Genomic DNA, 26,677 nt, shown 5'->3' on the forward strand with positions numbered 1-26,677 from the left:
CTTCTAGTGAATTTGGTATGCAGGTGATGGTTATAGAAAGTGATGAACTGAGGGCATCTGATATGCTTACTTTAAAACAAACGCACGAAATTGAAAGTTGAAGGAGTTTTCATGATGAAGTGAGATATCTGCATCAGGGGGAATAAGGACTAGCTGAAATCAGTTAGTCCTTTTTTATATAACTATTTTGAATCTATAGAATGATTAATTATAAAATTTGGTGAAATTATATTTGAGGGAATGTCTGTAAATAAAAGGCGCCATTTAATATGATTCCATATTGATCGCGCCATTATGAAAGTCATCCTTTTGATTTATGAATTGAGAGTAAATAGAATATCTAAAACCCAAATGTATCAATCGATTATTAATAGATGTGTTAACAAAAAAAATAACTCATTTGGATCTATTTGTAAAAATGAAGTCCTAACCTAGTTTTAGGCTAAGACTTTGGAATAATTGTAACTGCAATTGTACGTGTAGGGATATTTTGATTATCAGTTTTTTCTTTATAATATTTGAGCATTAAATTATTTAATTCTTGCTGAAAATTATCAAAATGTTCATCATCAATTTTTAATTCTAAAAGTGAAAAGGTCGCCTTGTCTTCTTTTGATCCATCTTGCTCTAATCCAGAAAGATAACCTTGATATTGAGTCATTAAAGATAATTGATAATAAGATAAGTAACTAACCTTCTCTTCTTTAGATAATTTCTGCCAGTCTTCTGAGTCGAGTCGAGCAGCTTCTTCGTTAAGTATATAGTATTTTTCAAATACAGCTCTAACTTTCTTTTCTCTTATAATTTGGATAATACCGGCATCCAAAAGCACTTGAATATGTCTGTATAGTGTAGCTTGTGGTACATCTTCTATAATTCTCACCATTTCACGGGGGGTAAGACCAGTGTCTTTATTTCTCATAAGTGCTTGAGATATTTTCATTCGGACAGGGTGAATTAAAACTTCAGCTTTATTAATCATAATTTCTCCTTTTGAAAAAAATCTATTTATGAATAGCGAAAAAATTATTCGTTATTCATAATGATAACATTATCGACATGAATTAAGAAAAAAACAAATTACAGAATACAACGATAATAGCATCGTGATTTACAATTATTTGTTCGAACATAATAATTTTAGAAAAGACTATACAAATGTGACTCACTTATATTATCATTATCAATAATGATAATATTTATTAATTTCAAGAGAGGGGATATTAATATGCAGTTACATTATGGGGTGGATGAATTAAAGGCTATCGATTGGATGGCAATATTACCAATTATATTACCTTTTATGGCAGTTGGATTTATTCTTATTTTGATTGCGTTAATTGATTTATACCGTAATCGTAAGACAAGGAAAAACATTTTTATATGGACACTTTTAATTTTATTGTGCAATATAATTGGCCCGGTTTTATATTTTGTAATAGGAAGAAAGGATGGTAGGACATATTGAAACTAGAAATTAAAAATGTAACAAAAAAATTCAAGGAAAAGAAAGCGGTTAGTCAATTTTCAATGGTATTAGAAATCGGGCAATGTGTAGGATTAATAGGACCTAATGGGGCGGGAAAATCAACGCTAATTAAGATAATTGCCGATATCCTTCATACAGATGAAGGTGAAGTACTTTTAGAAGGGAAAAATATTTCGAAAATGAAGCGTGAAATAGGGTATTTACCCCAGTATCCAAACTTTTATGAATGGATGACGGCAAAAGAAACACTCTTATTTATGGGGCAGCTTTCGGGCATTTCAAAAAAAGAGTTGATAAAGGAGATTCCCATTATGTTAGCAAAAGTGGGGCTTTCAGGTGAAGAGAATGAAAAAGTCCGAACTTTTTCTGGGGGTATGAAGCAAAGACTAGGTATTGCACAGGCATTGTTACATAAACCAGCTTTTATCGTTATGGATGAACCGGTCTCAGCCTTAGATCCGATTGGTAGAAGAGAGGTACTAAACTTGATTCAGGAAATAAAGAAAGAAACGACTATATTATTATCCACACATATATTAAGTGACGCAGAGGAAATATGTGAAAGATTCGTCATCATTAAAAATGGACTAAAAATAGAAGATACTACAATGATTGACTTGATAAGTCGTAATAGTAAACCTGTTGTTTGTGTAGAAATCACACCGAACGATAAATTTTGGATAGATATTGTGAAAGTGCTTCCCTATGTAAAAAGTGCAGAAACGATTGGTAATAAAGTGAAAATCACATTAGATGATATTGCTGAACATAAAAATAAACTTATCCAGAACGCATTGGAAAATAATGTTGATATCATTCGATTTGAGATGGATAATAACGAAACACTTGAAGAAATATTTTTGAAATTGGTGGTGGGCGCATGAATTCATTGGGAGTTTTGATGAAAAAAGAATATAGTCAAGTCCTGCGAGATTTTAAAGTAATATGGTTGCCACTTGTTTTTGTTTTTTTAGGTGCTACCCAGCCAATCATGACATATTATTTACCCGTTATTTTAGAAGTACTTGGTGGTACGCAAGGAATTTCAATTGATCCAACAATGATTGAACAGACAGGGGGACAGGTCCTTGCTGCGACGCTGGGCTCACAATTCGATCAACTTGGCATAATGATTATTGTCATTGCAATGATGGGGCTAATTCAGTCTGATAAATCAAGTGGTATGTTAGCTTTTATTTTAACAAGACCAGTTACTGTTAGCTCTTATATTGGTGGGAAACTCGTCTTCAATTATTTATTAGTCTCAGTAAGTGTGGGAATTGGCTATTTCATTTCTTTGTTATACATTCATTTTTTATTTACAAGTGTAGAATTATCACAATTGATAGGAGCGCTATTATGTTATTTAGTGTGGGTCCTTTTTAGCGTATCGTTCATAACAATGCTAAGTGCAGTTTTAAATAGCCAAGCGCTAATTGCAATAGTGGGGATCATTACATTACTAATTTGTAGGATGTTAGTTGGACTACATCCAATGTTAGATGCAGTAAACCCAGCTGGAATGAGCCAGCATGCGATGAATTTACTTATATCGGGCTCAATAGGTGCAAACTTATCTATTAATTTACTAGTGACAATTATTTGGGTACTGCTAACAGTAATTATCACACATTATTGGATTCTGCAAAAAAAATTCCATGAGAGCTAAAGGTAAAAAGAGGGGTGAAATAGTGTTAACGATTTCTAATTTAAAAAAGCAATATAGTAATAAGAATATTTTAAATGGAGTTGAACTAAAGATTGAAAAAGGAGAAATACTTGGATTTGTTGGAGCCAATGGTGCAGGGAAGACAACGACATTGAATAGCATTACAGGAATTTTGAATCCAGATGAGGGAACGATAATGATAAATGGTTTGACTGCATCTGATGATCTGGAATATAAAAAACAGTTTTTCTTTATTCCGGACACGGTAAATGTATTTAAAAATGTTTCTGGATATGATTGGATTTCCTTTATGTTGAAATTGTACGATCAAGAGCAGACGGAGAAACTGAGTTATTTTGTTGAACAATTTAGTATGGAAAAAGCGATTCACAAACCAATGGGAACTTATTCTTACGGCATGCTACATAAGATGGCACTTATTGCTGCATTTACAATTGAGCCTCCTATTATAATAATGGATGAACCGTTAAATGGTCTAGATCCAAGAGCTGTTATGACATTCAAAGATTGCGTGAAAAATTATGTAAAGGAAGGTGGAACAGTATTTTTCTCTACCCATTTACTAGATATTGCAGAGAAGATTTGTAGTACTGTCGCTATTTTGAAAGATGGGAAAATTATCTTACATGAAGACATTCAAAAAGTGATGGGAGAAGAGAATACTTTAGAATCAATTTTTATGGAGAGACAAAGAGAATGAAGCATAAATTTCCGTTAACATATTTTTTTGTCACGTCCCTTTATTCAAAACCAAAGCAACCTATGTTACAAGTAGTATTAATGATTGCTTGCTTCTATTTATTTTTGCAAATAACAGCTGTGAATATTGCGGTTTATGCACTAGGTAATCTTGAAGAATTCATGATGTACAATCTAATTATTTCGAATATTTTGGTTTTCGCACTCGTTACTTATTTATCTATTTCAAATGTATTCAATTACCATGAATTTAACATGCTAGTAGCATTGCCACTTAATCCTGAACGGGTTGTAGCGGCTAAGGTAAGTAGTAGTTTGCTAGTGCCTATCAGTATTTCAATTATGACACAATTTTCAACGCTAATCTTTCTTATCGCCACATTCCATTTTGTTGAACTTTTGAAGCTCGTTTTGTTCTTACCATTAACCAATTTAGTAACAGCGCTCTTTTTAATATATGTTCTGTCACTTGTCAATCGCTTTCGAGGAAAGATTCGGAGTGCAATTGCTTATTTAACAATAAATATTGCAATAGCAGTATTACTTGCTGTAGCGGTTGCTAGTTTTATAGGATACTATTTTCAAGCTAGATTCACGCCTGTGATTTCAACAATGGATGTATCAGATATAATTTCATGGAAAAATACGGTCATTCTTTTGTTAAGTGAGATGTATGAAGCAACTAAAGATATTCCAGTTATCTCATTCGTTGTGAATGTTTTTATTACTAGAGGACATGCTGAGGTTTTTGGATTTGTAATCGTAGTATTACTATTGATAAGTGGGTTATTATGGAGATTAACTATAAGCAATATCTCAGTGAACTATTTGAAAAATGGTGTTCTTCAAATGAATCCAATCGGTCTGAAAAAATCTAAATTATATAAAGGGAAAAATACTTTTGTTAACTATTTACAAAGGGAATTATGGGTTATCCAATCAGAGGCATATTTTAAACTGCAGATAGGGCTCACTCTATTGCTACCACCGGTTTTTGCATGCATTTTATTAATAGTTATTCAAAGTGATTGGTTTACTACCGATATGATAATGCCTCTAATAAAATATTTTGACCAGTATTTTGCGTATAGTATCTTTTTAATTAGCTGTGTGAATAACATCAGTGGAACGCCTTTTTCGAGAGAAGGGCGCTATTATAATCTGATTCGTACTCTTCCCTTTAGTATTCGGAAAATTTATCTAATAAAAGTACTCGTAGCTTCTGCAACTAGTATGCTTGGCATCTTACTCAGTTACCTAGTATATATATTGTTTGGTAATTGGAATAAGGAGTCTTTACTAATGATGCTCTTGGTTTTGCTACTTGTCCTTTGCTACAATCTGCTCACTCCTATTTATGATATGAAAAATCCGAGTATAGAATGGGAGAATCCATCACAAGCAATTAAGTCAAATCCAAATGTGTTGGTTAGTCTTTTTTATGGATTACCTATTCCAATTTTAATTGTAAGTATCCACTTCTATCTTCTCTTTTTAGGAACTACATCTAATTCGTCAATAGTTATGTTGATAGTAGTAATGTTTTGTATGCTAAGTGTACTTGTATGGGTATTAAAAAACTATCTTCAAATCAATGTAAGATATACGAAGAAACGTGAGGTAGCAGACCGTGACTTGCAACAATAACAATAAGACGAAGCACTTTATTGTACTCGGTGGTGGCGATTTTTCAACGAATCTAGTCAATCCACTACAAGGACAAAATATATTACCAGGCGTGTTAATTAACCAATATTAACTATTACTATTAAAGTGGTAGGTTGATTTCCGCTACGGGATGCTCGCTTTCCGCAGGCGAGCACCCTCCGCTACAATCAATTAAAAAATGTAGTAACATACGTTAATATCGAACATAAAAAACAATTTAATGGCAAATAACAACCTAATATTATATTTTCCTAATAAACACACCTGATATATTTACTCTAATTCATTATTAATTTACTTAATTTCAATACTACCTATAATTTTTGTTGATTAGACATTGGGCGTTTGACCGATTGAAAAAGACTAATCTAGCATTATTACTTCAACATGTTCTTCCGTATGTTTGTTATCTGTTGGTAGATAATAAGCCGATGAGTTTTTCTTTGGAACGATATTTTTTACTAATTCACCATTTTCAAAGTGGACTATAGCGCCATCATCCACTGCTAACCCAGATATAATTCTTCCATTACCTATAAATTTTAAAAAGGCTTACCTGCTCACTAGCTTATTGTAGTAAGAACATAAAACTTCTTTGATTAAACTTAAGCCCGAAAAGATTTCATACCCACCCGACTCGTCTTTCCCTACCCCTTCATCAAACAAGTGACTAGCTGAAATCAGTTAGTCTTTTTTAGTGTAATTATTTTGAATTTATAGGATAATTAGATGCATGGATTTGATATTAATTAAAGGAGTGGAAAAATACCAATAAGAACTTTTTCAATTATAGTAGGGAAACTATTATATGTTTAATAATGGTTAGTTTAGTTGAAAACGGAATAATTGAAGTCGTTAACTAGGATTTTGAGAAAATGCAGTATTAAATGCATTCTTACTAAAAATAAGTGAGGAGAAATGAAAAATGACTATCTACTACGAAGTAATCTGCGGCTTGTGTAAAGAACCATATAAAATGTTGGAAGGCACGAAGCATTACAAGTTATATAAAGAGAGAAAAATGAAAAACTTTCATTGTGTAAGTTGTACAAAGAAATTGGAGCATGTGGCAAAACGGAAGAGGTACTGATTCATATAATATAAATTGAGTGAGAGTAGGTTTGTTCCTATGAAATAGCAATTTTACAATTAACCTGTAGTATAAGGGAAAGTGGGGCAGTATATGGAAAGACTTGAAAAAGCACGAAAACTAAGAGCCGACAATTTGTTGAAAGAATCCAATCAATTAATGATGAATATACATAGTGATTATGTAGAAGATGCATATGTGAATTACCAAACTGCGTGGAGTTTTGACGTTTTAGGCCTTGAAAAAGAAGCCGTTCCTTATTATGAAAAAGCTATTTCATTAGGATTAGATAATCACGATGAACGAGCTGCTTATTTAGGTTTAGGTAGTACGTATCGGACAATAGGAGAATATTCAAAATCAGAAGAAGTATTTCAGACGGGCATCAGTAAATACCCGGATTATAAAGTACTCCAAGTATTTTACGCGATGACGTTGTTCAACTTGAAAAAGCATGATGATTCTATTGAACAATTATTAGATGTTGTCATTTCTTCTGCTGCTGATGAAAGTATCCTAGAGTACCAAAGTGCTATTGAATTTTATAAAGATAAACTGCATCAAGTATGGTAGTAAAGAAGGCTTATAAAAAAGATTGGAGTTGAAGTATTGGAAAGAATCAAACAGAATTTCAATTTGTTATTACAAGGAGATGAAAGTCCATATCATCAAGTAACTGAAGATAGAAGAATTTCCATTGTTTTTGAAGCTTTTAAGGGTGAACCATCTTTTGTGAGAAATCTAGTTTCTTTACTATTTAAAGAAGACTCCAAGATAGATGTAAGCTTTTTTAATTATTATTTTTCTAGGGGGGTGAAAGGACCATTCTATTTTAATAAACAAAGATTGAACAAGGCAATTAAGATAAAGAACTGGAAGGAATATGAATATGTAGATCTTGAAGATGGCTATAAAAGTGTTTATACAAATATCAAAAATTTAAAGATTGTTGAAGTCATTCGCTATTTTATGACGATAGTGAATGGAAACCCAACGGCACTCATAGCTTTTTATAATGACGATTATCTTCTAACAATTGATGGCGATGAGGTAGTCATTATTGCGAAGACTTCCGTGTTGATGGAACGATTTAGAGAAGCCATTCATTGTGTTAATAACAAATCTATGGAGTAGCGAATGGATATAAAAAAAGATACTTCATGGCTAAAAGCGTACTCAAGTAAAGATGCTAAAGTACATTTAAATATAGAATGAACTATGATTAATGTGGTCGTTTTTATATTTAAGGAGGAATGATACAGTGTTTTTCATTCAAATGTCGGGATTCCCTGGTTCAGGTAAATCAACTTTAGCGCAAGCTATATCAAAGCGTACTGGGGCGATTATAATCGATCATGATATCATCAAATCTGCACTATTAATGAGTAGTACAGAAACCTTAGATAGAAAAACATCCGGTTCTATTTCTTATGCAATCGATTGGCAGTTAATCGATTATTATTTGGGGTTAGATAATAGTGTGATTTTAGATAGTCCATGCTTATATGATGAATTGATTGAAAGAGGGCTTTCACTACAGAAAAAGCATAATGTAATTTATAAATATGTGGAGTGCTATTTAAATGATTTTGAAGAAATTAATCATCGTTTAGCTTCAAGAAATCGAATGTTGAGCCAAATAGCATCAGTAAATTCAAAAGAGGATTTTTTATATACGATTCAAAATAGTAAGAAGCCTGAACAGATTAACTGTCTTAAGGTAGATACTTCACAGCCTTTGGAATCATATATTGATCGGGTAATGGACTATATTCAGAATGATCATTGTTTTTCTTGAATTGTGAGTTTTGAATGAGGATTAAAGGCGTAAAATTGAAAGAAAGCGGTGCTATAAAATGTTTTGGCATGGTTGCTATTTGAATTGTTGTAGCTGGATTTCGCCGTTTTGGTGCTTAGATCTTTTTCAGGATAAAGTGTCAATTGTAATCGAAAAAACGCACCCCAAAGAGTGCGTTTCAAAATTAAATACCCATAATATTATAGCCGCCATCAATATAAATCGTTTCGCCAGTGACGCCACGAGATAAATGACTAAGCATAACAATTGTCATATCAGCTACTTCAGCTTGTGTAACATTACGTTTTAATGGTGCGCTTTCTTCAATACGATTTAAAATCTTATTGAATGAAGGAACACCTTTTGCTGCTAATGTTTTAATCGCACCAGCTGAAATTGCGTTTACGCGAATATTGTCCGCACCGATATCTGCTGCTAAATATCTGACAGATGCTTCAAGGGCTGCTTTTGCAACACCCATAACATTGTAGCCTTCTAGGACGCGTTCTGCACCTAAATAACTCATAGTCACAATTGAACCGCCTTCAGTCATATAAGGGTGTGCAGCTTTTGCAGCTGCAATTAGTGAATAGGCACTTGTGTCTTGTGCAAAAGCATATCCATCACGTGATGTTTCAAGGAAACGGTTTTTTAAATCCTCAGCATTAGCAAATGCAACAGAGTGCACGATGCCGTGAATCGTACCAAATTTAGCCCCAATTTCATCAAATGCCGCTTTAATGCTATCATCACTGTTAACGTCACATTGGATGAAAGTCGCTTCTTGATCTTCATAGCCCGCCATTAGTTTTTCTAATTTCATTAAAGAGCGTTCTTTTCGATATGTAAAGATGACCTTAGCACCGACTGCGAATAGTGATTTTGCGATTCCCCAAGCTATACTACGGTCATTTGCCACGCCCATTACGACGATATTTTTATCTTTTAATTGTAGTAAGTTCTCCATAATAGCCTCCTGTGTATAGTTACTGTTAGTACCTGATACTAAAAATTCTAACCTAATTCCGTTATGAATGCAACTAACAATTTCACTACTTTGCATAACAATATAGTTGACAGCCAAATCACCTCATTGTATAGTTAGGATAGCTACTTGGTAATGCAAAGTAGCTTATTTTTTCGACCAGCTACCTTGCCATGCAATGTACTGTACTGGGAGGGGGTGAATCCATTGTCTATAAGAAGTCAATTGCTGAAGGGCATATTAGATGGCTGCGTACTGGCTGTTATTGAAAAAGAAGTGGTTTACGGCTATGAGCTGTCAAAAAAGCTGCAAACAGTTGGACTAGCGGATGTTAGTGAAGGAACGATCTATCCAGTCCTGCTACGTCTTCAAAAGAATAATTTGATAAAAGGTGAAATGAGACCTTCAGAATCTGGGCCAAATCGCAAATATTATCAACTTACCCAAGCTGGTAAAGAGGCATTAGATGATATTCGCTCAGAGTGGCTCGGCATTTCAGATGCGGTTGGGAAGCTGATGAAGGGGTAGGGAAATATACAAAAAATTGATCCATTCATGAAATTTGAAGCGTAGTGGATAACTAATGGAAGGAGTTTAGTTAAAATGGTTATCGTGAAAAAAATAATAGCAGAAAATAACAAAAAACGTAAGCTATTAACGAAAGAGAACCAAGCGTATTTCGATAAATTACTCGTCTATGTAAGAGCACATGTATTACTTTCTGAACGTCAGTCTGAGGAAGTTTTAATGGAAATGCTCGATCATTTATTGATCGCCGAGGAGGAAGGCAAAACAGCAGTGGATGTATTTGGTCCAAATCCGAAAGCGTATGCAGACGACATTGTGGATGCATTGCCGAAGGAGAAAAAGGGCAGCCTTATGACATTTGGTGTTGAAATATTATGTGACTTAATGGGCTGGTTCATTATTATTGGGGCGGTTGGTCGTTATTTTACTAAATCAGATCAAATTTATTTATACTCGGCCATTATTAATGTCGTGGCACTTGTTGCAATAGGTGGGGGACTACTTTACTTAATCTTGCAGCAATTAAAAAAAGGTGCATTTGAAGAAAAAATGTCTACAAGTGCTATTATAAAAGCGGGTTTGGTTGGAACGGGAACGTTCGGGTTATTTATGGGCATTCTCTATTTCACAGACAAGTTAGGCCCTCTTGTAAATATTACATGGTTTGCTCAGCTAGGTGCCGGATCAGCGCTATTACTAATTAGTTATTTAATGAAACGCGATCGGACAAAAAGATATTAAAAAAACTGCAGATTAATTTCTGCAGTTTTTCTGTTATTCAAAACGGAAAACAGTGATTAGCATTTCAGCAGAAATAATGCCGAGCATCATAGCAATAAATATGAAAATGATTTCGCGCACATCGTAATCAACCGTTATTAGTGGGCCTGCTTCTGAAAAAATCTTAACATACGTAAAAATGAAAAATAAGGATAAAGCGAATTTTAGTAGTGTGATAATAAAATTCCTCATAATACATGCCCCCTATATCCATATATGAAATACATCTAAAATAGCAATCTGCCTGTAATCCTCGTAAAAATACTACTTTTAGTACGAATAATAACGACCGTACTTTTCACTCATTATATGGACAAACAGTTTTGAACATGACAAAAATAAAAAAAGCCATTTCCACAAAAGTGAAAATGACTTTCTAGTTGTTAAAAAAATTATAGTCGGTGCATTCAGCTCCGAGCACCATACTCTCAAATCACTTCGAACGCTCATGCGCGAAGTCAAAGAGTGACTTCACTTCGGGCTCTCCAGTGCTTGTCAGGTGTAAACGGGCGATCTAAGTTTTTGCTCTGTAAATTCTATTCGAATTTCAATGAATCGCCTTCGAATGACTCGTCAGCTACTTTAATTGAATCAGTAGGACAGCCTTCAAATGCATCTTGCATATCTTCCAATAGATCATCTGGAACTTCTTCCGTTCCCATGTTATCATCTAAAATAACGAAGGCAATCCCCTCGTCATCGTAATCATAAATATCTGGTGCCGCAGCTCCGCAAGCGCCACATGCTATACATGTATCTTTATCGACAATGGTAAATTTCGCCATGATTCTCTCTCCTTTTTACAATCGCTCCTAATTAGCTTCCTTTTCATTCTAAAGTGCTTTTCAACACATTTCAACCTAAATTACTTATGAAAGGGGGAAATCACCGTGTACTTTCAACATTTATTGTTACAGATCTTTCATAAATTTGGTGGAGAACGCTCCGTTTCAGCAGGTTTTCATTTACTTAAAGGGAAACGTTCAGGCCAAACAATTCAAGATGTAGGAAATTTTAATCTCCATGCATTTTTCGGCTTAACACCAAAACTGTCAAAGGAAAAATATTTAGACCAAGCGGAGCAATTGGTCGGAAAAGGTTATGCTACATATAAAGACGAACAGTTTTTTATCTTAACAAATGCTGGTAGGGAAAAAGCGAACGGTAGTAAAATGATGCAATTTAATGGTTGGTATTATCGTGGGAATGAGCATATCTTTTTCAAAAGATTATCATTAGTCATACAATCGTTATCGTATAGTGTTCAAGAAGTTAAGTCATTTGCGCCTATACAAAAAAACGAAGATATTCAATTATGGGTTAAACATTATTTGGTGAAAAATAATTATAAATCAAATGCGTTCATCCAAACTATCCGCGATGAAATCTCAGATTCTCTTAAAGGTTTGCCAGTAGAAGAGTCATCGTTGAATCTTTTACTTTATCGTTTAACGGGGTTTAATACACCAGGCTGGACTTGGGAGCAGTTAGCGCGGGAGCAGGAGAGCACTTTATTAGATGTGCAGCTTGCTTTTTTAGAGGTGCTTCATGCGTGGCTAGATGCTTTATATAAAGGGCCGAAATACTATTTGTCTCAATTGGCTGAAGGTATTCGGATTGAACAGCTCTTAACGGAGTCAGCTCAGAAGACAGCAAATTTATTTCACCAAGGATATACTTTAGAACAGATTAGTGCAATACGCCGATTGAAAGGGAGTACGATTGAAGATCATCTAGTTGAGATGGCGATGAGTTTGCAAGAGTTCCCACTCGAACAATTTGTGGCACAACAGGATGTGGAAGCAATCGTCTATGCAGTGCAACAAATGAATAGTAAAAAATTAAAAGTACTGCGTGATAGTATGCCTGAATTGTCCTATTTTCAAATCAGGCTCATACTTGCGGCGAAAGGAGTAATGTAAAATGGCGAATTTAGAACAGTTATTAGAGCAACATTTTGGTTACTCAACATTTCGTCCAGGACAAAAAGAAGTAATTGAAGCAATCATAGAAAAGCGGGATGTAGTTGCACTTTTACCTACGGGTATGGGGAAATCACTTTGTTATCAATTGCCGGGATATGTTTTTAATCGACCGGTTTTAATTATTTCGCCATTATTGTCATTAATGCAAGATCAAGTGGAGCAATTAAAACGTTTTGGGGAAAAGCGAGTTATAGCATTAAATTCTTTTTTGCAAATGTCTGAGAAACGAAATGTATTACAGCATTTGGGGCAGTATCGATTCATTTTTACATCACCAGAAATGCTGAAGAATTCACAAGTACAGGCGGCATTTCGTCAAGCGCAATTTGCCCTTGTTGTTGTAGATGAGGCGCATTGTATCTCACAATGGGGCTTTGATTTTAGACCGGATTATTTGAAAATTACCGACTGGATGGACGCCGTCAATCGACCGCCAATTTTAGCATTAAGTGCAACAGCAACAGAGGCTGTTGTGAAAGATATTAAGGCGTATTTGCATATGTCACAACCGTTTGAATATATTCATTCTGTGGACCGCGTAAATTTGCATTATGATGTGGTGCAACTAGAAAAACCAATTGAAAAAGCACCTTGGATTTTGGCGCATGTTTTGAAAACGCACGGTCCGGGCATTGTTTATACACAATCCCGAAAAAAAACGGCAATCTATACAGAGCGGCTTTTATCAAATGGTATTCGTGCAGCGGCTTATCATGCTGGTATGGAAGCGGAAGACCGCCAATTTATTCAACAGCAATTTTTGGCGGGGCAACTGGAATGGATTTGTGCAACAAACGCTTTTGGTATGGGGGTTCATAAGGATAATGTGCGTCAAATTATTCACGACCATATTCCGTCAACAGTAGCCAATTATATGCAGGAAGTTGGTCGTGCGGGGCGTGATGGACAGGATGCGCTGTCTATTTTGCTCTATGTTCAAAAGGATGAAGATATGACGAAATTCATCATAACAGAAGACATTCCGCAAGAGAGGCATGTCGAACAGTATTTAGAGTATACTGGGCGCGAGGAAAACCCAGCGGTTATGCTAGATATGCATCAAATAAGTGAAACAGGATTCCGTGTACTATCTTATTGGATGCAAAGATTGGCTCCACAAGAGGTGCAACAAAAGCTAGTTGATATTCGTCTAAGCAAAGTGAGCCAAGTAGATGAAATGAAAACAATGGTGACAGCTCAGAAGTGTATACGGGAGCAGCTCTTACATTATTTTGGTCAGTCATTAAATGAGAAGCCGAATCAGTGTTGTCATTATTGTGGTATAGAGTATGGTGTGATTTTGAAAGAAAGAGAGCATTTAGAAACGTTGGGATATATGCCTTCTTGGGGAGAAAGACTGAGTGTCTTATTGCCGAATATATAGCGGAACGTACATTTACATTTCCCTTTTATTTCGTCATAATATAGAGTGGTACTAGTGAAAAAAGGAGGGGTTAAGATGGCTCAAGAAGATTATCGTGAAAAAATAGAAGAGCATCGACAAACCATTAAGCTAAAGCTCGATTCCGAGAACAATGAAAACCCTTCGAGAATGACCCGCAGTCAGCTTCGTGGCAGTAAAAAGAAGAAAAAGAAACGACGTATTAATCCACTACCAACGATTTTAGCCGTTATCTTTATATCGATACCCGTATCAATTCTTATTTATGTAGGGTTTTTCTATGACAAGAGTAAAAATGAAGAAACGGAATTAGAGAAGGCTCATGTACGATTTGAAACAAACAAAAAAGCAAATACTGCAGATAAATCGGATGACAAAAAAGGAAAAGAAACGACTAAAGAGGATACTGCAAAGAAAGAAAAAGCGAGTGTACCTAAAAAAGAGGATAACAAAACAATTAAAGAACCTCCAGTAAATAATAAAGTAAACACTCCAAATGACAATGCGGTGGCTAATGAACCCACATCACCAACACCACAAGAGGCCTATCAACAAGCGCAAGCAAATGATCGTTTACATACTGTTCAAACAGGGGATACCCTATATAACATTACGATGAAATATTATGGCAGTATGGATGGTATGGCGAAAATCAAATACGCAAATGGCATGACTTCTGATAATGTCATCGTTGGAACGCGATTGGCTATTCCGCAATAGCTACTAGCATACAGCAGATTCCATTGAAAATAGTAGTTATGAATAATGGAATTTGAGCATCTTGATAAGCATTGATATCAAAGAATAAGCCCAAGGAGAAAGCGTTATGAAATGCTCTGTAATAAAAATTACATATTATCTTATAGCCTTTTAATACCACGTTCTTCATTTTCAAAAAATAATAAGAATATTTTGGTACAGACAGTGACAAAATTATCATTGTCTGTTTTTTTATTCATTTGAAATGGGCATATAGCAAGAATTTTTCAATGCATGAGCGTATAATGGAATTATTAATAGAGTACTTATTGTCACATCTCCTCGTTTTTCGGAGATGTTTATTTATGAGGAGTGAAGATCAATGCGTCAAGTTGATGCAATTATCGTTGGGGGCGGCCCTTGTGGCTTAGCGGCAGCGATTTCATTACAAGAAATAGGTTTACAGCCAATCGTTATTGAAAAGGGTAATATCGTCAATGCCATTTACAATTATCCAACACATCAAACGTTTTTCAGTTCAAGTGAAAAATTAGCCATTGGTGATGTGCCATTTATTATTGAACAACAAAAACCGAAACGTAACCAAGCGTTAGTCTATTATCGCGAGGTTGTGAAACGAAAAAATATTCAAATTAACCGCTTCGAAACAGTTCAAAATGTAACGCCAATAAACGGTACATTCAAAGTAATAACAGATAAAGATCAATATATGACACCGTATGTCATTATTGCAACAGGTTATTATGACCATCCAAATTATTTAGGCATTGAAGGGGAAGAGTTGCCAAAAGTACATCACTATTTCAAAGAAGCACACCCTTATTTTGATACAGATGTAGTAGTCGTTGGAGGCAAAAACTCTTCTATAGACGCAGCGTTAGCACTTCATAAAGCAGGTGCTCGCGTAACGGTTGTTTATCGTGGCTCAGAATACTCACCAAGCATCAAGCCTTGGGTACTGCCAGACTTTGATGTACTTGTGCGTAATGGCGAAGTAGCAATGATGTTCGATACAAATGTCGTAGCCTTTAAGGAAGATGAGGTTATCTTATCCAAAGAGGGTAAAGAATTCGCAGTGAAAAACGATTTCGTATTCGCTATGACGGGCTACCATCCAGACCATGATTTCATTCGTGCAATGGGCGTTACAGTTGACAGGGAAACAGGTCGCCCAACATTTGATCCAGCTACAATGGAAACTAATGTCCCAGGATTATTTATCGCAGGCGTTATTGCTGCAGGGAATAATGCCAATGAAATCTTTATTGAAAATGGCCGCTTCCACGGTGGTCAAATTGCAAGTTGTATTCAAACAAAATAAGAAAATATAAAAGCTGTCTCACAAACCTTTTTTTGACTAGGAGACTGCTTTAACGAAAATAAAAAAAGGAATTTCTAATTTGAAATTCCTTTTTTATATAAATCTCAACAAAAATCCTGAATATAACAAATTTATTAAAAGAAATGTGCAACTTCGATTGGAGAATGTACTTGATTTAAGCCAATTAAAAGTTTTAAACGAGCTTTTTGACCACTAATCCCTGGAGCGTAAATCACACCCATATCCTCAAGCATTTTACCACCACCGTCATAACCGTAAACGCCTTGTGCGATACCGTTAAAGCAGCGTGAAACTAAAACGACTGGAATTTGGTGATCGAGTAGCGCCCTAATTCCAGCTACAACAGCTGGAGGTACATTTCCTTGTCCAAGTCCTTCTAAAACGACACCATCATAATGGCAATCAATAGCCGCATATAAAAGATCGACTTCCATTCCTGCATACACTTTAAATAAGGCGACTTTTTTTTCAATCGTAGACACTTCTACATAATGTTTTTGTAAAGGTGCATGGTGAAAATGAATCATCGTTTTAGTAATGAGTCCAAGTGGCCCATACTGAGGACTTTGGAAAGTTCCTACGCTACTCGTTTACATTGTACTTATGAGACATTTGAAAAGACGCAGGTTAGTCTATCCCCATAAACCTTTATATATCAATATTTTAGAGATGTGGACAACGGTAAAAAGTTATCCACATCTTTTATTTTCATTAAACTTAATGTTATAATATCCACCAAGAGGTGACATATCAATGAAAAAAGTATTGGTAATTTCAACAGGCGGTACAATAGCGAGTGAAAAAACAGCAGATGGGAAATTAACATCTGGAACACTTAATGGAGAACAAATTGTTAGTCTTTGTGGGTTAAGCAAAGACGAATTTAATATTGAGATAATTGAATTATTTAACTTACCAAGTATGCATATTGATATTCACAAAATGCAAGAATTATCACTACTAATAAGCGAAAAACTTGAAGATGAAAATGTTAGTGGAATAGTAATTACTCATGGAACAGATTCATTAGAAGAAACATCTTACTTCTTAAATTTAACTATTGATTCAGATAAACCTGTAATTGTAACAGGATCTCAACGCTCACTTTCAGACGTAGGTTCTGATGTGTATTCAAATTTACGTAACTCAATTATTTGTGCTACAGATTCGAATATGCAAAATACTGGAGTTACAGTCGTATTCAACGAACGAATATATTCAGCTCGTTACATTAAGAAAATACATTCATCTAACCTTCAAGGATTCGATTCATTAGGTAGAGGATATTTAGGAATAGTAGATAATGATACTGTTTATTTGTATCAAAAACCAATTAAAGAAAAAGTCATCAATATAAAAAATGTCAGCATTCCTTATGTAGATATTGTTAAAACATTTGCTGGTCAAAATGGCATGTTGTTTGAATTCTTATTAGGGAAAGATATTGATGGCATTATTATTGAAGGTTCAGGAAGAGGACAAGTGGCAGCAGATATTTCCGAGATATTAGATAAAAAGTTAAACTACAAAACAAAAATTGTTATTACAACATCTACAACAGAGGGTAGAGTGTATCCAACTTATGATTACAAAGGAAGCGCTAATGATTTACTATCTAAAGATTGTATAATGGGTGGAGATTTAGATTCTAAAAAGGCTAGAATTAAATTGGCATTGTTATTAGCAAATGGAATAGAGGATTTAGAATTATACTTTTAGTGTGAAATTATTCAGGAACTAAAAAATTGGGGGACTCTTTTTTATAGGAGCCCTTTTTATATTATAATGATTTTTTATAAACATATTGCATTAAGATAGTAATATAAGCATGTTCCATTATGGTTTGAGGTTATAACTCATTTTCAAAAAACAAAAATAACCCTTGATTAATGTATTTAGTAAAAAAATATATAAACCATATAATGAAATTAAAATTAATGAAATGTATTACTTTCAAGAAAATTAATACTGTTAAACAATAAATAGAGGGAATGTACGCAATCGGAATCCGTGCAGTGAAGTTAATTGGCTGTATGATTTTTAACTTGATTGGAAGTACGTAGGGAAACCTCAAGATACCTAGAAAAACATATAAACCGTGTACTGCAAAATATTACTTAAAAATATCCAGGAATTATCAAGTAGGAATAGAAAAAAGCTTGGAAAGCCTTTTTTATAGGTATTTCCAAGCTTTTTATTAATATTGATACCTTTATGGTACCAATATTATTTAATTTACTGGGAAATTTGAAATGAAAAGTTCTTTACCATTGTTATCAGTCTTCTTAGAGTGAATGGTATATTTCCAAGTTTCTTGATTAACATATGTATTTTCATTTATATAAATTTCCCTTGTTTCAGGACAGTCATCAATAGTGAGTAAATATTTATGATTAGTATTTTTGAGTAACTCAGCCAATCTTAAATGATCGTTATGATCCATTTTCGCAGAATATAAACTATTTCCTTTATGGTAGTAAGGGGGATCGATAATCAGCAGAACACCATTGCCTTCCCTTAATATTATTTCTTCAAAGTCAACATTTAATAATTCTACGTTTTTTAGCTTATTACTCATTTCTTTAATTTGTTTGCATAATCTATCACTATTCCATCGGCAGTCTATTTTATATTTAGATTTTTGCTCTAGTCCACCTAAAGGATTAGCATTATAAATTCCAGAGTAATTAGTTCTATTGAAAAAAAGGAAGTCGAATGCAGTTTCTAATATATCTTTATCATTTGAATTAGCTGCTTTTTTATTTAACCATAAATTAATTGTTGGTATAGTTTCTTTCACCATTTCACATAGCAAATCTGGATGATTTTTAACGGAATATAAAAAAGCATAGACGTTAAAATCTTTATCATTCAAAATATTAATATCAACTGAGTGTTTGCCTAGAAAGATTGAAGCTCCTCCTACAAAAGGTTCTCTATAGTCAATATGTGGAGTTTTAAAGTATTTAGTATATCTATTTAATACCTTACTTTTAGCACCAGGATATCTTAAAGGCGATAGATTATTCTTTATATTGTAAAGATTTTTGTAAGCTTTATATTCTTCAATTGAAAGGTTTTCGAAGAAAATTTTTTCAATTCCTATGTTAGGAGTTATTTGACTTTGTTTAATTATTTTTTTTATGAATTTTTCAAGATTGAAAGGGTTTTGAGGAGAAGAGAAATTCAAGGTATATTTTTCTAATTGTATATTTAACTTAGATTGGATTATTTTTTTTAAAACCTTTATGTCCATAATATAACACCACTTTATAAATTAATTTTGCTATTTTTAATATATTATTCATACTATCATATAAATTAATGCTTGGCCATTGAATTAAATGATGTAAAATTATGTGAAGGCATAAAAAAGGAGCATATATTTTGGTTAAAAAATTAGATATCGTTAAATATAGAAAATTGGTGGATTTTGATATTGAGTTCTCAGAAAATGTTAATTTAATTTCTGGAGGGAATGGGACTTGTAAATCCTCTTTGCTTTATTTAGTAAGTAACAGTTATAAGAAAGTAATCCAAAATACTAAAAGTAAAGAAATACAAAACTGCTTAAAAATAATTCAACAGCTTAATAATAAATTTAACCCTAAAGTAGAGAATTTAACTAAGGGAGATAAGACCAATAACGACCCAGCTAAAGATATAACTGGAGATATTTTAAATGTAACTTATTTAGATGGTTACAGTCTAAGTTTCAGAAAACATATTTCTGGAAAAGGAAGTTCTGATTTTAGATATTCTCTAAAACCTTATTATCCAAAAGGAGAAAGTGAGAAATTACCCGAGTTGCCTGTAATTTATTTGGGACTAAGTCGCCTTATCACTTATGGTGAAATAGAAGACTCTTCAGAATTATCGATACCAGAAGAAATAATGTCTAGCTTATCAGAAGAAAATAAAGAAGTTTTGAACGATTTGATTACTAGAAATAATTCAACACCTGTTTTGAAATCTTTAAATAAAAAACTTCCTGATGATTACATAGCATACATAAATGAAATTTATGAAGACTTCACCAACGTAAAGATTAATACCTCTGAAAAATTCACTTCTTTAGGTAAACAAAAAATTAGACCTGACTTTACTACTGAAAAAGAAGGCGTGGATTCTAATACAATTTCGGCGGGGGAAGATAATCTATATATTATACTTACAGCTTTAGTATCGCTAAGGTACTATTATGAAACTTTGTGTGAAAGTGAAAGTGAAAGTGAAAAGGAAATAGAAAGTATATTATTAATTGATGAACTCGATGCTACTTTACATCCTTTTTTTCAAGAAAAGTTATATACTATGCTTTTAGAGTACTCAGAAAAATATAAGATACAAGTTATTGGAACAACGCATAGTATTGACTTATTAGAGGTTGCTTTAAAACGTAAACAAAACGTAGTATATTTAATGGATTTAATTCAAAATGTAGAGAAACTAAAGAACCCTACTGGCGGAAATTTAGATATTTCACTTATTCGAAACTTTTTAAAACAAAAGCGAAATCAAGACGATTATTCAAAAAAAATTGCTGTATTTACTGAAGATAATGAAGCTCGACTTTTAATAGAAGTTACTCTAGATTATATAAAATCTTTGGACAAAGATAATAATTTATTTGAGCGTGCTTCTTCTTATTTACATTTTGTAGATATGAATTTAGGTTCGGAAAGTTTGATAAATATGTTCAGCGATACATATTTAGTAAATAACTTGGTAAATGCTTTTTGTATTTTAGATGGAGATAAGAGTAATGATTGGCCCAAAAAAATTATAACTCTTCCAGGCAACAAGAATCCTGAGGAACTCTTATTAAATTATTTAAAATTACTTATAGAACGCACTGAATATATAAACTTTTGGACGCAACCTACGTTGATAGAATATGCATATCAAAAAAGTTATGTAATTGAAAATATAATGAAAAAGCAAGAAAAAATTGAGGAAGATATTCTAAAAGCAAAGCAAGCAGGAAAGTCAACTAGTGGTATGAGGAGAGAAAAATATAAAGAATTATTTAAAGAAGATACATTTTTCTTATTACAAGTATATAAATATTGGTTAAATGATGTGTCTAATGAAAAGGAAGTAAAAGAGTTTATTAAAGATTTTGCTACAATGTTTAATAAGCTACGTGCGATAGCAGGAATCTCTACTAATTTAATATTACCTACTGTTTTGGCTGAAGTCTCAAAAGAACCCATGGGCATTGGATAAAATCTTAAAATAACCTGTGGATATTTGAGTAATGAAATATCCATAGGCTCTTTTGGTTATTTAAATTTTTTTGAAAATTGATTGCCCAGAAATTTAGTTTTCTTCAGCGGTTGTATTTGAGCGATCTAGTCATACTATTAGTAATCTCAAAGTTAACATTTGGGTATAAATGCGAATAGGTGCTTAATGTCGTTTTAATTAACTTACGTAAAGTTTATTCCAGAATATATCAAATCAAAAATAACATTTTAAAGCTGAGACTGTGAGTACCCCTAATTTGAATTCGTTGAGATATGGGCTTTTAGAAAATTTAATAGGGGGATATGCAAATACTAATAAACAAATTTTTATAGCAATAGACCAAATTTTTTCTTTAGATAAGAAAACACAAAATTTAAAAAGAGAGAGTACAGTATTGGAATTAAGTAAAGTGAAATGTTATTAGGCATTGATTGGAGAAAATTAAAATAAGGGACGACAATTCATATTATGGATTGTTGTTTTTTTGTGATAAGAAATAATTGACTATTTATAGTAAATTCCATACTTTGAATATTAATTTATATATGACTAATTGTGAGATACAACTCTTTGGAATAAACAAAACTAAAATGTAAATGCCTTTTTCATTTTATATTTAATGTGTCGTTTGTAATTTAGCTATAAATCAACAAATTACTGAGACAGAATTAATAATTAATTTTAAATCATGAACAAATGAAACAAAATAGTTTTACTGAAATAACAACCGAAGACAATTTTTAAATGCTGTGGATAACTCGAATGATAGTATTGAATTAAATACTATTTATAAAACCATTATTAACTCAATTGAATGGACTAGAGAGAAAGATAATGAATTTGAGATAAGGGTAAATTTTCTGTAGGGGAATAGGTTGTATGAGGTTTTTAATTTCTTATGTTGTTTAATTATGAATGACTACACTAAGGCTCTCAAAAGGTGGGAATAAACAAATAGAAGTCGAAGTTTTAGTAACGTTGGCCGCCGCATGTATTTCATCATTCATGACAACGAGAACACCCTTATCTCTCGCTTCATCAGAAATGGCTACTCGAATGGCTTCAACTAAATTATAAACTCCATCAGCTCCTAATTCATTAGAAGAGCGCATAGCACCTGTTAGGACAATTGGAATATCCAAATTTGTCGTTAAATCGAGAAAAAATGCTGTTTCTTCTAAAGTATCAGTACCGTGAGTAATAACCACGCCGTCAATTGTTTGTTTTGAAATAGCTTCTAATATAATATTTTTCAATTTGAGCATTTCAAACGGTGTCATATGTGGCGAGGGTAAATTAAAGGCCTCTAGCTCGACGATGTTGGCATATTGATCTAGTTTTTTGCTTTCTACAATTAAAGGATTAATGTCGTTTGGGACAACTGCACCTAACTCTTCGTTTACTTGCATTGAAATGGTACCACCTGTATGTATTAATAAAATTGTTTTTTTCATGACAAATCCACCCTTCTTCACTTTAGCTCTGTGTTATGAATGGTATAATAAAAAGACATGGATTGAAAGGGGTAACTACATGTTTATATTATTATCAGTGGCGATTGCTCCTGGTCTCGCGCTGTTCAGCTTTTTTTACCTCCGCAATCAAATGGCTACGGAGCCTAGAAGAACATTGCTCCATACATTTATTTATGGTGCAATTTTAACGTTCCCGATTCTTTTTTTGCAATACGTGTTTAAAGAAGAGCAAATATTTTCAAATCCACTTATACAGGATATCCTCTTCACAGGTGTAGTTGAGGAATTTTTTAAATGGTTTATTTTAATGATTGCCATTTACCATCACGTTGAGTTTGATGATCCGTATGATGGTGTATTATATGGTGTCGCAATTTCGCTAGGGTTTGCGACAGTGGAGAATATTTTATATTTACTATCATATGGAGTACATACGGCTTTTTTACGTGCGTTAATGCCAGTTTCTAGCCATGCATTATTTGGTGTCGTGATGGGTTATTATTTAGGGAAATCGAAATTTTCGAAGAAAGAAAAAGTGAATGAATATATTTCAATTGCTTTATTCGCACCGATACTATTGCACATCATATACAATTTAATCTTCGTTTTAGAAGATCATTGGTCATATTTAATGATCCCATTCATGTTGTTTTTATGGTGGTTTGGACTTAGAAAAGTAAAACTTGCACACAATCATTTAATTCAACATCTATATGCACAGAAAAAAATATAAATGCCGAGAGAACAAATTCGATTCTCACGGCATTTTTTTTATGGATTTCTGTATAAAAAAAGCCGAATGAGACATTCTACCAAAAAGGAGGCTCACAATCGATGATGAGGCTTTTTAAAGTAATGTTTATCATATTAATGACTTTCACTATTTTTTCTACGACCGATGTTAATCGTGGAGAGGCGTTTACAAATCAAGTTATAGCAAGAGGTGCTAATGGTGATGATGTCATAGAACTACAAGCTAGGCTGCAATATATCAGTTATTATACTGAAAAGATTGACGGTAAATTTGGCTATGGCACATATTGGGCACTAAGAAAATTCCAAGAGAAATATGGTCTACCAGTTGATGGGATAGCTGGTGCGTCAACGAAGAAAAAATTAACATCTGTTTCAACCTATCATAAGGAATTTGTAATGGAACAGCTAAATAAAGGAAATCGTTTTACACATTATGGTGGGGTAGCGCTAGAAGAACAGGTTAAAAAGGGAACAGGAACAGGAACAGGAACAGGATCAGGAACCCAAACAAATACCCAACTACCTACTAAATATTCAGATCAAGATTTAAAGTTAATGGCAAATGCTGTCTATGGTGAATCAAGAGGTGAGCCGTATGAAGGGCAAGTCGCTGTCGCAGCTGTTATTTTAAATCGTTTGGATAGCCCGGAATTCCCTAATACGATTTCAGAAATTATTTTCCAACCAAGAGCATTTACAGCAGTGGCTGATGGACAGATATGGCTAACGCCTAATAAACGTGCGATGGAAGCAGTGATTGATGCGATGAATGGTTGGGATCCTTCTGAAAATGCACTCTATTATTTCAACCCGGATACAGCTACAAGTGGATGGATTTGGACACGAAAACAAATTAAAACAATCGGTCAACATATTTTCAGCATATAGGAGGTGTATGATTGAAAAAGTTAACATTTTTTCTCGTCTATACAGTTATAGTTTTTTCGATATTTAGTTACACAACATCTATTGAAAAAACTAATTTGAAACAGCTATTACATGCTCAATATACAAATAAAATGGCAGGTGCATCTAGCCAGCTAAATGAGTTGCAAAAGGCAGTACAGCAATCGTTGCTATTTAGTGATCCTACTGCACTAAATGATTCATTACAGGATGTATGGCGTTTGTCATCAGATATTCGTCAAACGATTGGAGATTTACCGCTAGATCGAGAATTTACTACGCAGTGGATGAATTATTTAGGAAGATTAGGAAATCAAGCGAAGTTGACAATGACAACAGAGGAATCAAAAGCAAACTGGAATAAAAGTGTAACCAATGTTGCTTCAAACTTAAGCTCCTTTTCATCAGAGTGGGATGTAGCGACTGCGCATCTATTACAAGAGGATAAACATTATAATAAATGGCTTGATCAACTTTCGAATATGGATGTGGATAGTAATTTTACAAATTTATCTGCATCGGTCAAATCCTATACAGAAAGTGATTTCCCTTTAACATCAAGTGAATCAGATCGCCAGAAGAAAAAAGATTTACAAGCTCTAAAGGATCAACCAATATCAGAAAAGCAGGCGTTGGCACGCTTTAAAGAGATGTTCACTCAATATGATAAGGCAACAATTCGTATTGAAGAAAGTGCGAAAACTGCTCCCTATCCGTTCTATCACATTACATTTCATGATGGCATTAGATTAGGGTATGCTGATATTACAAAAAAAGGAGGCCATTTGCTTTCGTATTTAGTTGAAAGGCCAGTTGATGAAAGTACTTTAAGCCAAGAAGAATTAGTAACCCGAGCAAACAAACGCATGAACCAACTTGGCTTTGATGATTTGAAAATAGTGGATTCTCGAGAAAATACAATGGCATGGCATTTAAATTACGTCCGTATTAATCCTGACAATAAAGCGAAAATTTATGCGGACGGAGTACAAGTGAAAATTGCAAAAGACAATGGAGAAATAATCGGTATCAATAGTATGGAATATATCCAAAAAGAAACATTGAAAAACCAACCGATGAAGAAGATAAATTGGAAAACATTTTTTGATAAAAATGTAGAAATTGTAGAAGAGGATTTAGCTTATAGTGAAAATGACAAAATGGAAGAAAGATTGTGTTACGAGCTGACAGTTGTCTACTACAATAAGAACGTGCCACATACATTTCGTGTGTTAGTAGATACGGAAACAGCTGAAATCATTAAAAATGAAAAATTGTAGTAAATGAAAGAAGGAACAAAGTATTACCTCTAGCATAAATATATAATCCATGTCATAATTAAAATACAACTAAAGTGGCATAAAGGGAGATTGACATGGAGCTAAAAATAGGTACATTAATCACATTAGAACCCACCTTTTCAGAATCTATGGAATGTTTTAAATGTAAGGTTGTGGAACAAAAGGATAATATTTTTTATATTGACTATCCGGTGAGTACAACGACTAATAGAACTTCTTTCTTATCTGAGGGCAGCCAGTTTCACGCATCTTTTATTGATGAAGCGAAAATAGCTCATGCTTTTAAAACTGAAGTGCTTGGTCGAGTAAAAGCCAATGTTCCGATGATTATGTTGTCTTTACCTACTGATGAAAAAATTCTTAAAATCCAACGAAGAGAATTTGTTCGCGTCTTAACACCGGTTGATGTCGCAGTACGTTTTAATGATGAATACTATCAATTTGTGGCAGAAGATATCAGCGCTGGTGGTTCAGCAATCATCTTAAATCAAAAAGTAGCATTTAAAGAAGATGACGAAATTGAAGTGACAATTGTTTTACCTTTTTCAAATAAGGAAGTTAAATATGTACAAACAAAAGCACAAGTCATCCGTATTATTGAAAGGGATGATTGTGTCATTGCACCATTAAGCTTTAATGACACAGATGAAGTGGATCGTCAGCATTTAGTACGTTTCTGTTTTGATCGTCAACTGTTAATTCGTAAAAAGGAAACCGTCTTTTAAATACCAGAAAACCCTCTAAATTTTAGAGGGTTTTTTGTTTTAATAGGTTGTGTTTAGCTTCGGCGACTAGCTGCTCGTGACGTTTCGG

The 26,677-nt window shown here is 33.6% G+C and carries 25 protein-coding genes and 2 pseudogenes; 20 read left to right on the forward strand and 7 right to left on the reverse strand.

Features of this window, described 5'->3' with window-relative positions:
• Nucleotides 1–442: 442 nt before the first annotated feature.
• Nucleotides 443–982: a helix-turn-helix domain-containing protein gene (locus JFL43_RS20905; RefSeq protein ID WP_100796681.1), complete on the reverse strand. Its 540-nt coding sequence runs from the start codon at nt 980–982 to the stop codon at nt 443–445.
• 246 nt (nt 983–1,228) lie between these two features.
• On the opposite strand from JFL43_RS20905, the gene JFL43_RS20910 reads away from it, so the two are divergent.
• The 8 genes from JFL43_RS20910 to JFL43_RS20945 all read left to right on the forward strand — a co-directional run bounded on the left by JFL43_RS20910 (nt 1,229) and on the right by JFL43_RS20945 (nt 8,434).
• Nucleotides 1,229–1,468, forward strand: a complete 240-nt coding sequence (locus JFL43_RS20910) for a PLDc N-terminal domain-containing protein (RefSeq protein ID WP_100796682.1) — start codon at nt 1,229–1,231, stop codon at nt 1,466–1,468.
• Complete coding sequence (locus tag JFL43_RS20915; protein WP_200750547.1) at nt 1,465–2,373, forward strand: ABC transporter ATP-binding protein; 909 nt, start codon at nt 1,465–1,467, stop codon at nt 2,371–2,373. The genes JFL43_RS20910 and JFL43_RS20915 overlap by 4 nt, the downstream gene beginning before the upstream one ends.
• Nucleotides 2,370–3,158: an ABC transporter permease gene (locus tag JFL43_RS20920; protein ID WP_100796684.1), complete on the forward strand. Its 789-nt coding sequence runs from the start codon at nt 2,370–2,372 to the stop codon at nt 3,156–3,158. Before JFL43_RS20915 ends, JFL43_RS20920 begins: the two co-directional genes overlap by 4 nt.
• Nucleotides 3,159–3,180: 22 nt before the next feature.
• The gene (locus JFL43_RS20925; protein WP_200750548.1) at nt 3,181–3,879 is read left to right on the forward strand and encodes an ABC transporter ATP-binding protein; all 699 of its coding nucleotides are present in this window, start codon (nt 3,181–3,183) and stop codon (nt 3,877–3,879) included.
• Complete coding sequence (locus JFL43_RS20930) at nt 3,876–5,525, forward strand: hypothetical protein (RefSeq protein WP_200750549.1); 1,650 nt, start codon at nt 3,876–3,878, stop codon at nt 5,523–5,525. The genes JFL43_RS20925 and JFL43_RS20930 overlap by 4 nt, the downstream gene beginning before the upstream one ends.
• 1,204 nt (nt 5,526–6,729) lie before the next feature.
• On the forward strand, nt 6,730–7,209 hold the full coding sequence (locus tag JFL43_RS20935) for a tetratricopeptide repeat protein (RefSeq protein ID WP_200750550.1): 480 nt from the start codon (nt 6,730–6,732) through the stop codon (nt 7,207–7,209).
• A 36-nt stretch (nt 7,210–7,245) separates the two neighbouring features.
• Nucleotides 7,246–7,770 carry a hypothetical protein gene (locus tag JFL43_RS20940; RefSeq protein WP_200750551.1) on the forward strand — a complete coding sequence of 175 codons (525 nt, stop codon included), beginning with the start codon at nt 7,246–7,248 and terminating at the stop codon, nt 7,768–7,770.
• 127 nt (nt 7,771–7,897) lie between these two features.
• Nucleotides 7,898–8,434 carry an AAA family ATPase gene (locus JFL43_RS20945; protein ID WP_200750552.1) on the forward strand — a complete coding sequence of 179 codons (537 nt, stop codon included), beginning with the start codon at nt 7,898–7,900 and terminating at the stop codon, nt 8,432–8,434.
• Nucleotides 8,435–8,618: 184 nt separating this feature from the next.
• Here JFL43_RS20945 and JFL43_RS20950 read toward each other — a convergent pair whose 3' ends face one another.
• Nucleotides 8,619–9,401 (reverse strand): enoyl-ACP reductase FabI, encoded by a 783-nt coding sequence (locus tag JFL43_RS20950; RefSeq protein WP_100796690.1) that lies wholly within the window; start codon nt 9,399–9,401, stop codon nt 8,619–8,621.
• 225 nt (nt 9,402–9,626) lie between these two features.
• Here JFL43_RS20950 and JFL43_RS20955 point away from each other — a divergent pair, with 225 nt between their 5' ends.
• Nucleotides 9,627–9,947, forward strand: coding sequence for a PadR family transcriptional regulator (locus JFL43_RS20955; protein ID WP_100796691.1), 321 nt, complete (start codon nt 9,627–9,629; stop codon nt 9,945–9,947).
• 75 nt (nt 9,948–10,022) lie between these two features.
• Nucleotides 10,023–10,688 (forward strand): DUF1129 family protein, encoded by a 666-nt coding sequence (locus tag JFL43_RS20960; RefSeq protein WP_200750553.1) that lies wholly within the window; start codon nt 10,023–10,025, stop codon nt 10,686–10,688.
• A 33-nt stretch (nt 10,689–10,721) separates the two neighbouring features.
• Here the strand turns inward: JFL43_RS20960 and JFL43_RS20965 are convergent, their stop codons facing one another.
• Both JFL43_RS20965 and JFL43_RS20970 read right to left on the reverse strand, forming a co-directional pair.
• Nucleotides 10,722–10,919, reverse strand: a complete 198-nt coding sequence (locus JFL43_RS20965) for a hypothetical protein (RefSeq protein WP_100796693.1) — start codon at nt 10,917–10,919, stop codon at nt 10,722–10,724.
• A 344-nt stretch (nt 10,920–11,263) separates the two neighbouring features.
• Complete coding sequence (locus JFL43_RS20970) at nt 11,264–11,512, reverse strand: ferredoxin (protein ID WP_100796694.1); 249 nt, start codon at nt 11,510–11,512, stop codon at nt 11,264–11,266.
• A 105-nt stretch (nt 11,513–11,617) separates the two neighbouring features.
• Between JFL43_RS20970 and JFL43_RS20975 the strand changes: the two genes are divergently transcribed.
• The 4 genes from JFL43_RS20975 to JFL43_RS20990 all read left to right on the forward strand — a co-directional run bounded on the left by JFL43_RS20975 (nt 11,618) and on the right by JFL43_RS20990 (nt 16,155).
• Entirely contained in the window at nt 11,618–12,649 is a 1,032-nt protein-coding gene (locus JFL43_RS20975; protein WP_200750554.1) for a helix-turn-helix domain-containing protein, read from the forward strand.
• Nucleotide 12,650: 1 nt separating this feature from the next.
• Nucleotides 12,651–14,096: a RecQ family ATP-dependent DNA helicase gene (locus tag JFL43_RS20980; protein WP_200750555.1), complete on the forward strand. Its 1,446-nt coding sequence runs from the start codon at nt 12,651–12,653 to the stop codon at nt 14,094–14,096.
• Nucleotides 14,097–14,171: 75 nt separating this feature from the next.
• Complete coding sequence (locus JFL43_RS20985) at nt 14,172–14,834, forward strand: LysM peptidoglycan-binding domain-containing protein (RefSeq protein WP_200750556.1); 663 nt, start codon at nt 14,172–14,174, stop codon at nt 14,832–14,834.
• Nucleotides 14,835–15,195: 361 nt separating this feature from the next.
• A complete protein-coding gene (locus JFL43_RS20990; protein WP_100796698.1) occupies nt 15,196–16,155 on the forward strand; it encodes a YpdA family putative bacillithiol disulfide reductase in 960 nt (319 codons plus the stop codon).
• A gap of 134 nt (nt 16,156–16,289) precedes the next feature.
• On the opposite strand, the pseudogene JFL43_RS20995 reads toward JFL43_RS20990, so the two are convergent.
• Nucleotides 16,290–16,766: pseudogene (locus JFL43_RS20995) on the reverse strand (asparaginase); the annotation flags it as partial.
• A 163-nt stretch (nt 16,767–16,929) separates the two neighbouring features.
• Between JFL43_RS20995 and JFL43_RS21000 the strand changes: the two are divergent.
• Entirely contained in the window at nt 16,930–17,895 is a 966-nt protein-coding gene (locus JFL43_RS21000; RefSeq protein ID WP_200750558.1) for an asparaginase, read from the forward strand.
• A 511-nt stretch (nt 17,896–18,406) separates the two neighbouring features.
• Here JFL43_RS21000 and JFL43_RS21005 read toward each other — a convergent pair.
• Nucleotides 18,407–19,432: a DNA adenine methylase gene (locus JFL43_RS21005; RefSeq protein ID WP_200750559.1), complete on the reverse strand. Its 1,026-nt coding sequence runs from the start codon at nt 19,430–19,432 to the stop codon at nt 18,407–18,409.
• 131 nt (nt 19,433–19,563) lie between these two features.
• Between JFL43_RS21005 and JFL43_RS21010 the strand changes: the two genes are divergently transcribed.
• Nucleotides 19,564–21,405, forward strand: coding sequence for an AAA family ATPase (locus JFL43_RS21010; RefSeq protein ID WP_200750560.1), 1,842 nt, complete (start codon nt 19,564–19,566; stop codon nt 21,403–21,405).
• A gap of 977 nt (nt 21,406–22,382) precedes the next feature.
• On the opposite strand, the pseudogene JFL43_RS21015 reads toward JFL43_RS21010, so the two are convergent.
• Nucleotides 22,383–22,880, reverse strand: a pseudogene (locus tag JFL43_RS21015) (asparaginase domain-containing protein); the annotation flags it as partial.
• Nucleotides 22,881–22,959: 79 nt separating this feature from the next.
• On the opposite strand from JFL43_RS21015, the gene prsW reads away from it, so the two are divergent.
• From prsW to JFL43_RS21035, 4 genes are all read left to right on the forward strand, one after another.
• On the forward strand, nt 22,960–23,634 hold the full coding sequence (gene prsW, locus JFL43_RS21020; protein WP_100796700.1) for a glutamic-type intramembrane protease PrsW: 675 nt from the start codon (nt 22,960–22,962) through the stop codon (nt 23,632–23,634).
• A gap of 104 nt (nt 23,635–23,738) precedes the next feature.
• On the forward strand, nt 23,739–24,545 hold the full coding sequence (gene sleB, locus JFL43_RS21025) for a spore cortex-lytic enzyme (protein WP_200750563.1): 807 nt from the start codon (nt 23,739–23,741) through the stop codon (nt 24,543–24,545).
• A gap of 11 nt (nt 24,546–24,556) precedes the next feature.
• Nucleotides 24,557–25,843: a PepSY1/2 domain-containing protein gene (locus JFL43_RS21030; protein WP_200750562.1), complete on the forward strand. Its 1,287-nt coding sequence runs from the start codon at nt 24,557–24,559 to the stop codon at nt 25,841–25,843.
• 95 nt (nt 25,844–25,938) lie between these two features.
• Nucleotides 25,939–26,589, forward strand: coding sequence for a flagellar brake protein (locus JFL43_RS21035; protein ID WP_100796702.1), 651 nt, complete (start codon nt 25,939–25,941; stop codon nt 26,587–26,589).
• Nucleotides 26,590–26,677 lie beyond the last annotated feature (88 nt).

The sequence above is a fragment of the Viridibacillus soli genome (genome assembly GCF_016612995.1).
GTDB lineage: Bacteria > Bacillota > Bacilli > Bacillales_A > Planococcaceae > Viridibacillus > Viridibacillus soli.